The organism is Acetobacter papayae (assembly GCF_047721125.1).
In the GTDB taxonomy this organism is placed as follows: domain Bacteria; phylum Pseudomonadota; class Alphaproteobacteria; order Acetobacterales; family Acetobacteraceae; genus Acetobacter; species Acetobacter papayae.
Map to the genome: position 1 here is coordinate 36792 of NZ_JBDNWF010000018.1, position 9708 is coordinate 46499.

Sequence of the window (9708 nt, forward strand, 5' to 3'; positions counted from 1 at the left end):
AGTCTGCTGTCAGTGAAGGGCTTCGCGGCCCATGGCGAGAAACTTCTCGCGGCGCAGTTCACGCAGGCGTTCGGGGGCGAGCGGCTGCAGTTCCTTCAGCGCTTCGCCCAGCACCTTGCCGACAGAAGCCATGGCCACTGCGGGGTCACGCTGGGCACCGCCAATCGGTTCGGGCACGATCTGGTCGATCAACCCAAGGCGCTTGAGGTCCTGTGCGGTCAGCCGCAGCGTTTCTGCCGCCGTGCTGGCCTGCTTGGGATCACGCCACAGGATGGAGGCACAGGCCTCGGGCGAAATAACCGAGTAAATGGCGTTCTCGAGCATGAACACCTTGTCCCCAGCCCCCAGCGCCACAGCCCCGCCAGAGCCGCCTTCGCCAATAACAGTCGCGATCAGCGGCACGGGCGCGTCAAAACAGGTGGCGATAGAACTGGCGATGGCCTCGGCCTGACCGCGCTGCTCCGCATCGATACCGGGCCATGCGCCCGCGGTATCGATAAAGGTGAGAATCGGCAGGCTGAAACGCCCGGCAAGCTGCATCAGCCGCTGGGCCTTGCGGTAGCCTTCGGGGCGGGCCATGCCGAAATTATGCTGTAGCCGCGTCTCAAGGTCTGAGCCGCGCTCGGTGCCGATCACCATCACAGGCGTGCCGTCAAAACGACCCATACCCCCGATAATGGCCTTGTCATCGGCATAGAGCCGGTCACCTGCCAGCGGGGTGAAGTCGCTCACCAGCGCGTTGATATAGTCCTGCGTGTGCGGACGCTGTGCATGACGGGCAACCTGCACTTTCTGCCATGGCGTAAGCTTGGCGTAGATGGCGCGCAGGTGTTTTTCCGCCTTTTCTGAAAGGCGGGCCGTTTCTTCTTCAATGTTGACCCCTTCGGGGTCAGCCATCTGCCGCAGTTCGTCGATCTTGTTCTCAAGTTCGGCGACGGGCTTTTCAAAATCCAGGAACTGACGCATGCCACAGCCGATAGCACACTGCCGCTGAAAACCAAGCCTCTATCATGCACAGGCACGCGTTTTTAACGCCTTTTACTGCGCACGCTATCCATTAGATGGCGGTTTTCCGGCCTCGGGCGCATCTTCGCCCCCCACCTGCGCCAGCGGGTGAGATGCCACTACCGCCTGCCTGAGCTGCTCGATCTGCACATGGGTGTAAATCTGGGTGGTGGCGATATCGGCATGGCCCAGCAGCATCTGCAACGCCCGCAGGTCTGCACCATGCGCCAGAAGATGCGTTGCAAACGAATGCCGCAGCACGTGGGGAGAAAGCCGGGCGGGGTCCAGCCCTGCCCTAAGGCCCACATCATGCAGAATCCGGTCAAAGGCCTGCCTCGTCATGGGCTGGGTTGGGTTGCGTCCGGGAAACAGGAACGGGCTGCCCAGCGCCTTATCTGTTTCCATCAAGGCCTTAACCGCCTCGCGCGCGCTGTCGGACAGGGGCACCAGCCGCTCCCGCCCGCCCTTGCCGCGCACCATGAGTGTCTGTGCCTCGCCCGCCAGAGCCACGCGAGTCAGTGACAGCAGTTCGGAAATCCGCAACCCCGAAGCATAAAGCAGTTCCAGCGCCGCCAGAGCCACCTGCCCGCGCCGTATCCGCGCAGGAGACGCCCCCTCGGGAGCTGGGCAGGCCTCCAGCAGGGCCAGCACTTCCGATTCGGATAAAAAACCGGGCAAGGAGCGCTCGGGCCGAGGGGTATCCAGATTGGCGGCGGGGTTATCCGTCCGCAGTCCTTCACGCAGGAGAAACAGATAGAACTGGCGAATACACGACAGCCGCCGCGCAACGCTGCGCCGGGCCTGCCCTTCCGCCGCCATATCCGCCATCCAGCCCCTCAGACCTTCCGGCGTAGCGTCCCTGAGGGTCTGCCCCTGCCCGGCGAGGCTCTGCGCGCAGGAAGACAAATCCGCTTCATACGCTGCCAGCGTATTGGGGGCGGCCGCACGCTCGGCGGCCAGCATTTCCAAAAACATGTCCATGCCGGACAGGTCAGACCTCATCCCGCCGCCTCCTTATGCAAAAGCGGCGCGGCGGGACCTGCATGGACCGACATGCTTACTCGGGAGCGGAATCAGCCGGCTGGGCCGCTGCTGGTGTGGACACACCCGGAGCCACCACAGGGCCGGTGGGCACGACCGGCACAAGAGCTGCTGCCGCAGGGGCCGCCGCCTCCGGCTGGGGTAGCGGTAGTACCCGGTGCACAGCCTGCGGCTCGGGAGCATGGGCCTTGAGCCCCAGCACCACCAGCCCACCCAGCGCGCCGAGAAAAACAACCGCGACAATAGCAAGGATACCGCGCCCCATTACCTGCTCCCAGAAAACAGACATCATGACAGACAGCGTCACGACAGATACCGTAGGTGTGTTCCCCCTGCTCTATGTTAAGCTAAGCCCCATGTCATCACGTATCTCCATTCCCCAACCTGAAACAACGGACCCGCCTCCCGTTCCGCTCAATCTTGAGCGCATTGTCCGCGCCCATGGCCCCGGCCTGCTGCAAACGGGCCGCAGCATCGTGCTCGTAGGGCTGATGGGTGCAGGCAAAACCACCATAGGCCGCATGCTGGCAGCGCGGCTCGGCCTGCCCTTCGTGGATGCGGATACAGAAATAGAACGCGCCGCGGGCTGCTCCATTGCCGATGTGTTCCGTCTGTATGGCGAGGCCGCCTTCCGCGATGGCGAACGCCGCGTTATCCGCCGCCTGCTTGAAGGCCCCCCCATGGTGCTGGCCACGGGCGGTGGCGCTTTCATGGCAGCCGACACGCGCAGGCTGGTGCGCGATCAGGCCATTTCGGTTTGGCTGCGCTGCCCGTTGCCCGTTCTTCTGCGCCGGGTTGCGGGGCGCACGCACCGCCCCCTGCTGAACACCGCATCCCCACGGGATGTACTGGAAAAACTGATTGCCATCCGCCACCCGGTCTATGCCGAGGCCGATGTGACGGTGGATTGTGGAGACAATAACGTGGAGCATACAACAACGCGCGTCATGGAAGCGCTGGCCCTTTCGCGCCGCCCGTTGCGCCTGCCCGTTGAACTGGAAAAAAGCCGCTACGATGTGGTGATCGGCACCGACCTGATCAGCCGCGCCGGTGCGCTGCTGGCGCCGGTTCTGCCGCGCCGCAATGTTATCGTCATTACCGATGAAACCGTGCGCCCGCTCTACCTACCCAGACTGCTCGCCTCCTTTCAGGAAACCGGAATCGAGGCACGATCCATAACCGTTGCCCCCGGTGAGCACACCAAATGCTGGGCCACCTATCAAAACGTGGTGGACACCATTCTGGAAGGTGGGGTGGAACGCCGCACCGCCATAATAGCCCTCGGTGGTGGCGTGGTGGGCGATCTGGCTGGCTTTGTGGCCGCCACCACGCTGCGTGGCCTGCCCTTCATTCAGATTCCCACCACACTGCTCTCGCAGGTCGATTCCTCCGTTGGCGGCAAAACGGGCATCAACTCGCGCTGGGGCAAGAATCTGATCGGCGCTTTCCATCAGCCTCTATGCGTGCTGGCGGATGTTTCCTCGCTCGCCACCCTCCCCCCGCGTGAGGTGGTGGCGGGTTATGCCGAAATTGTGAAGTCAGGGCTGATCGGGCAGGAATCGCTCTTTGCCTGGTGCGAAAAACACGGTGCCGCCGTGCTCTCGCGCGACCCCGAAGCTCTGGCCGAAGCCGTGCGTCAGGCCTGCGCCTTCAAGGCGGGCGTTGTCGCAGCCGATGAGCGCGAGGAGCAGAAAACCGATGGCCGCGCCCTGCTCAATCTGGGGCATACCTTTGGCCACGCACTGGAAGCCGAACTGGGATATGATGGCCGCCTGCTGCATGGCGAGGCCGTATCCATCGGCCTGACACTGGCGTTTTCCCTGTCTGTAAAGCTTGGATTCTGCCCGCAAGAAGACCTGATTCGCGTTACCAACCATTTGGAAAGCCTGCATATGCCCGCGCATATCAGTGACCTGCCCCATCGTTTCCGCATAACGGATCTGATGGCCCACATGCAGCGTGACAAAAAAATGCAGGATGGCAGGCTATCCTTCGTGCTCGCGCACGGAATCGGCAAGGCTTTCACCACGCGCGACGTGCCCGCAGAAGCCGTGCGCGAGGTGCTGCTGGCGGATGGGGCAACACCCTAAAAACAGTCTGAATCCGCCGGGCTTTTTAGGTGGCGCGGCAAAAAAGCCACCGTGCCGCAATTCTGCCTTAATGGAACAGGAGAGAGAGGCGGAACAGTTGCGTTTGCAATATGTTAACCAATACCCACGATATTGATGCCGCACGGCTATGCAGCAGGGACATATTCAGCCAACGAAATGAACTGTTGCAGATAAACCACGCTGATGACTTGTAGTGTCAAACAGTAGGGGCCGCCGGGTTCCTCTTTTGGAACCAATGGTTCTATACCGTTTTAAGGCATCTAGCTGGGCCTGTCCGCCGAATGGTTGGCGGGCAAGTCGAAACAGATGATACATTGAGGACGAAAATAATGCGTCTCCGCACGGCGTTACTTGCAACGACACTGATGGCAGCGGTTCCGGCTGTTGCCTCGGCCACCACCATCACCGGTCCGTATGTCGATCTGGGCGGCGGTTATGACCTGACCCAGACCCAGCATGCTCATGTCGGCCCCGACGGGACCCATCAGTCCATCAGCCACAAGACGGGCTGGACGGGTTATGCCTCCTTCGGCTGGGGCTTCGGCAACGGCCTGCGCGCTGAAGTTGAAGGCACCTACCTGCGCTCCAACGTTGGTGGCGGTACGGTTGGTGGTTCCACCGGCAACCCCACGGCTGGCAATGGCAAGGACTCCTCCTACGGCGGCTTCGTCAATGTCCTGTATGACATTGACCTGAAGCAGTTCGGTATCGACGCGCCTGTCACGCCGTTCGTCGGTGTTGGCGCCGGTTACCTGTGGACGGATGAACAGGTTAACTACTCCTATGCTGGCCATAGCGGCAGCATCCGCGGCACGACCGGCGGCTTCGCCTATCAGGGCATTGTCGGTGCGGCATTCGACACGGGCATCCCCGGCTTCCAGGTCACGGCTCAGTACCGCATGATCGGCCAGCCCGGCACGTTCCGTAACGGTGCATTCAACGACAGCGCCACGAACGGCAACGTCAACTTCGATCACCGCTTCAACCACCTGTTCATGGTTGGCCTGCGCTACGCCTTCGACACGGCTCCCCCGCCGCCGCCGCCGGCTCCGGCTGTGGTTGCCGCTCCGGCTCCGCTGCCCGCACGCTCCTACCTGGTGTTCTTCGATTGGGATAAGGCTGACCTGACCGCTCGTGCGCGCCAGATCGTGGCAGAAGCTGCTCAGGCTTCCACCCACGTGCAGACGACCCGTATCGAAGTTAACGGCTACACCGATAACTCCTCTGCTCACCCCGGCCCCCGCGGCGAAAAGTACAACCTGGGCCTGTCCCTGCGTCGTGCTAACAGCGTGAAGGCTGAACTGGTGCGTGATGGCGTTCCGGCAACCGCGATCGACATCCACGGGTACGGCGAAGCCCACCCGCTGGTGCCGACCGGCCCCAACACCCGCGAACCCCAGAACCGTCGCGTGGAAATCATCCTCCACTGATTGGTTCGCTTTCCGGTCTAACCGGAAATCGCGGAAAGAGGCGCCTTCGGGCGCCTCTTTTTTTATCCGTCTTTTCTGGCACCGGCTTTCACGCCATACTTGGCTTTACCATGCGCTCTCTTTTTTCCAGCCTGACAGGTCAGGGCCGCCTCGCGCCGCTGTTCAAATTCGGGGTTATCGGCTCACTCGGATTCGTCTGCGACAACACGGTCGTCTATACGATGCGCCCGCTCATCGGGCTGACAGCCGCAACCCTCGCGGCTTATTTCATCGCGGCAACCTTCAACTGGTTGCTTAACCGCCTCTGGACATTCCGGGGCCGGGGCCTACACCACCACCCGCTCGTGCAGTGGCTGCGCTTTCTGTGGGCTAACAGTCTTGGATTCTGCCTGAACCGGGGTGTGGTTTTTACCCTGTTCTATCTGTTCCCCTTCTGCGTACACCATCCGGTTGTCGCACTGGCGGCTGGCACGCTGGCGGGGCTTTTGTCCAATTTCAAACTCAGCCAGAAACTGGTTTTTCACGACCGCAAACCAGTGCCCCCCACAAGTGGTGCATCCGGCCGGTCATAATGCTGCCTCTTTCGGAGAAGGCGCGGCTGCGCTACAGCTAGGCCAGATATTCGACCACCATCACAGGTTCCGTCAGGGCACGGAGGCCTACCGTTCCGTTTTTGGCATTCCGCCTTGCACCAACCCGTTCAGGACTTCCAGCCCCACGCCATGCTGACAACAAACGAAATCCGCGCCTCTTTCCTGGAATATTTCGCCAGCAAAGAACACCAGATCGTCGCCTCGTCTTCCCTTGTTCCGCGGAACGACCCGACCCTGCTGTTCACCAATGCGGGCATGGTGCAGTTCAAGAACGTTTTCACCGGCCAGGAAACCCGCCCCTATTCTCGCGCCACAACAGCGCAGAAAGTGGTGCGCGCCGGCGGCAAGCATAACGATCTGGACAATGTCGGCTACACCGCCCGGCACCACACGTTCTTTGAAATGATGGGGAATTTCTCCTTCGGGGACTACTTCAAGGCCGAAGCCATTGAGCTGGCCTGGACACTGGTAACCAAGGGTTTTGGCCTGCCCAAGGACAAGCTGCTGGTCACCGTTTATGCCGAGGATGAAGAAGCCGCAGGCCTGTGGCGCAGCATTGCCGGGCTGGACGATAGCCGGATTATCCGCATTGCCACGTCTGACAATTTCTGGCGCATGGGCGATACGGGGCCGTGCGGTCCCTGCTCGGAAATCTTTTACGATCACGGCCCGGATGTTCCCGGTGGCCCGCCCGGATCACCGGATGAAGACGGCGACAGGTTTGTAGAAATCTGGAACCTCGTGTTCATGCAGTATTTCGAAGACCCGCCGGGCGTGCGCTCTCCCCTGCCCCGTCCGTCGATCGATACCGGGCTGGGTCTGGAACGCTTTGCCGCTATCCTGCAGGGCAAGCGCGACAACTACGACACCGATACCTTCGTGGCACTCACACAGGCTTCGGCCGATGTCAGCCATCAGGCAGTGGACGGCGCGTTCAAGTCCAGCCACCGCGTTGTGGCCGACCACCTGCGTTCAACCGCGTTCCTGATTGCTGATGGCGTGCTGCCCTCCAAGGACGGTCGTGGTTATGTGCTGCGCCGCATCATGCGCCGCGCCATGCGCCACCTGCACATGATGGGCACCAAAGACCCGGTTTTCTACAAACTGCTGCCCGCCCTTATCCAGCAGATGGGCAATGCCTATCCTGAGTTGGTGCATGGTGAGGCCCTGATCCGCGAAACCATGCGCGGTGAGGAAGAACGCTTCAAGGCCATGCTGGAACGCGGCCTGCACCTGCTGGACGAAGAAAAAGCCCGCCTGACACCCGGCGCGGCCCTGCCCGGTGATGTCGCCTTCCGTCTGTACGATACGTTTGGATTCCCGCTCGATCTGACACAGGATGCCCTACGCGGCAGCGGCCATGATGTGGATGTAAGCGGTTTTGAAGACGCCATGGCCATCCAGCGCCAGCGCGCACGTGCAGCCTGGTCTGGCTCGGGCGATGCGGCGGTTGAAACCATCTGGTTTGAAGCCCGCGACCGTTTTAGCGCGTCTGAATTCCTTGGCTATTCCACCGAACTGGCGGATGGTGAGGTGCAGGCCATCATTGCGGGCAATGCCTTCCTGCCTGAAGCCACGGTAGGTGCGGAAGTCGCCATTCTGCTCAATCAGACCCCCTTCTATGGCGAAAGCGGTGGGCAGGCCGGCGATACCGGCACCCTGCGCGCTGCCGGGCTGGAAATCGCGGTAACGGACACCCAGAAGAAAGCGGGTGACCTGATCGTGCATTACGGTACCATCATACTGGGCACACTCCGCCCCGGCATGGCGGTAACAGCCGATGTCAACCATGCGCGGCGCTCGGCCATTCGGGCGCATCACTCGGCTACCCACCTTCTGCACGAAGCCCTGCGCCGCCACCTTGGCGCACATGTGGCGCAGAAAGGCAGCCTGAACACGCCGGATCGCCTGCGGTTCGACATCAGCCAGCCCCGCCCGATTACGGCCGAGGAACTGGCCCTTGTGGAAGCCGAGGTGAATGAGCGTATCCGCGAGAATGCGCGCGTTGTAACCCGCTCCATGACCCCTGATGAAGCCGTGGAGGAAGGGGCAACGGCCCTGTTCGGCGAAAAATACGGTGATGAAGTGCGTGTCGTTTCCATGGGAGCGGGCGACGAAAACCGTAATGCCTGGTCTATGGAACTCTGCGGCGGCACGCATGTTGAACGCACGGGCGATATCGGCCAGTTCAAGATCGTAACCGAAAGCGGTGTGTCCGCTGGCGTCCGCCGTATTGAGGCCGTTGCCGGCAAAGCGGCCGAAAGCCTTGCCGTTGCCAATGAGCAGCGCCTGAGCCAGATGGCCGCCATGATGAAAGTTGGCGTGAACGAAGCGCCCGAACGCCTTGCCAGCCTGCTGGAAGAGCGCCGCGCGATGGAACGCCAGATTGCGCATCTGCAGCGTCAGCTTGCCACGGGCAGCGTGGCCGCCGCTGGTGTGGAGCAGGTTGGGGCATTCCGCCTCGCAACCCGCAATGTGGGTGAAACCCCCGCGCGCGAACTCAAGGGGCTGGCTGAAACCATTCTCAAGCAGGGCGAAGCCGATGTGGTGGTGCTGATTTCCACCGCAGAAGGCAAAGGCAGCGTTGTTGCGGCCATAGCCCCTGCACAGGCCGAAAAAGCCGATGCCGTGGCACTGGTCCGTGCGGCCAGCGTTGCCATGGGCGGCAAGGGTGGTGGCGGACGGCGCGACATGGCGCAGGCCGGTGGCCCCGATGGCCAGGCCGCAGATGCCGCCTTTGCCGCCGTGCGCGAAGCCCTGAAGGAACTGGCCTGATCCGTGTGATCAGGTAAGGAGAGCGTTATGTCCCTGTTATCATCTCTCAAACTTGTCGTATCCCGCCCGCACCCCGAAGCCCGGCCTTTCCTGCTGGCTTCTGGCGTGGCAACGACACTGGCCTATCTGGCAGGCGCACGCCTGCGCTGCCCGATGCTGCGCCGCGCAGGCCATGCCGGGCTCGGCTTTTTCGGCTTCTGCCTGTATTTCTTCCGCGACCCTGAGCGCGTAACCCCCTCGCGTAGCGATGTGGCGGTGGCTCCGGCGGACGGGCATATCGTCTCGGTTGAAAAAGTGGCCCCTCCCAAGGAACTGGACATGGGCACCACCCCGGTCTGGCGGATTGCCACCTTCCTGTCCGTGCTGGATGTGCACGTCAACCGTATCCCTGCGGCTGGCACTGTCACCCGGATTGCCTATCACCCCGGCCTCTTCCTGAACGCCAGTCTGGACAAGGCATCCGAACAGAATGAACGCAACGCCCTGAGCCTGACACTGCCCGATGGCCGCATGCTGGCTGTGGTGCAGATTGCCGGGCTGGTGGCCCGCCGGATTGTCTGCTCCGTAAAGGAAGGCGAAAAGCTGGAAGCCGGTGAACGCTTCGGGCTGATCCGCTTTGGCTCGCGCACCGACCTGTATCTGCCGCCGGGTGTCGAGCCGCTGGTAGCCGTGGGCCAGACCATGGTCGGCGGCGAAACGGTCATGGCGCGTCTCTGATCTCACGCATGACGACACAGCCCCCCCGCCCCGAAC

General features: G+C 62.1%; 8 protein-coding genes. 5 read left to right on the forward strand and 3 right to left on the reverse strand.

Annotation, left to right across the window (positions count from 1 at the left end; all coding sequences use genetic code 11):
* Positions 1-9: 9 nt before the first annotated feature.
* From ABF757_RS07300 to ABF757_RS07310, 3 genes are all read right to left on the reverse strand, one after another.
* Entirely contained in the window at positions 10-966 is a 957-nt protein-coding gene (locus ABF757_RS07300) for an acetyl-CoA carboxylase carboxyltransferase subunit alpha (protein WP_415481571.1), read from the reverse strand.
* 84 nt (positions 967-1050) lie between these two features.
* Entirely contained in the window at positions 1051-2007 is a 957-nt protein-coding gene (locus ABF757_RS07305) for a tyrosine recombinase (protein ID WP_415481572.1), read from the reverse strand.
* Between the two features lie 55 nt (positions 2008-2062).
* The gene (locus ABF757_RS07310) at positions 2063-2338 is read right to left on the reverse strand and encodes a hypothetical protein (RefSeq protein WP_415481573.1); all 276 of its coding nucleotides are present in this window, start codon (positions 2336-2338) and stop codon (positions 2063-2065) included.
* A 64-nt stretch (positions 2339-2402) separates the two neighbouring features.
* Between ABF757_RS07310 and aroB the strand changes: the two genes are divergently transcribed.
* From aroB to ABF757_RS07335, 5 genes are all read left to right on the forward strand, one after another.
* Entirely contained in the window at positions 2403-4136 is a 1734-nt protein-coding gene (aroB, locus tag ABF757_RS07315) for a 3-dehydroquinate synthase (protein ID WP_415481577.1), read from the forward strand.
* Between the two features lie 350 nt (positions 4137-4486).
* The gene (locus tag ABF757_RS07320; RefSeq protein ID WP_415481574.1) at positions 4487-5587 is read left to right on the forward strand and encodes an OmpA family protein; all 1101 of its coding nucleotides are present in this window, start codon (positions 4487-4489) and stop codon (positions 5585-5587) included.
* Between the two features lie 110 nt (positions 5588-5697).
* Complete coding sequence (locus ABF757_RS07325) at positions 5698-6159, forward strand: GtrA family protein (protein WP_025860441.1); 462 nt, start codon at positions 5698-5700, stop codon at positions 6157-6159.
* 150 nt (positions 6160-6309) lie between these two features.
* A complete protein-coding gene (gene alaS, locus ABF757_RS07330) occupies positions 6310-8955 on the forward strand; it encodes an alanine--tRNA ligase (RefSeq protein WP_415481578.1) in 2646 nt (881 codons plus the stop codon).
* 27 nt (positions 8956-8982) lie between these two features.
* Positions 8983-9672, forward strand: a complete 690-nt coding sequence (locus ABF757_RS07335) for a phosphatidylserine decarboxylase (RefSeq protein WP_415481576.1) — start codon at positions 8983-8985, stop codon at positions 9670-9672.
* Positions 9673-9708 lie beyond the last annotated feature (36 nt).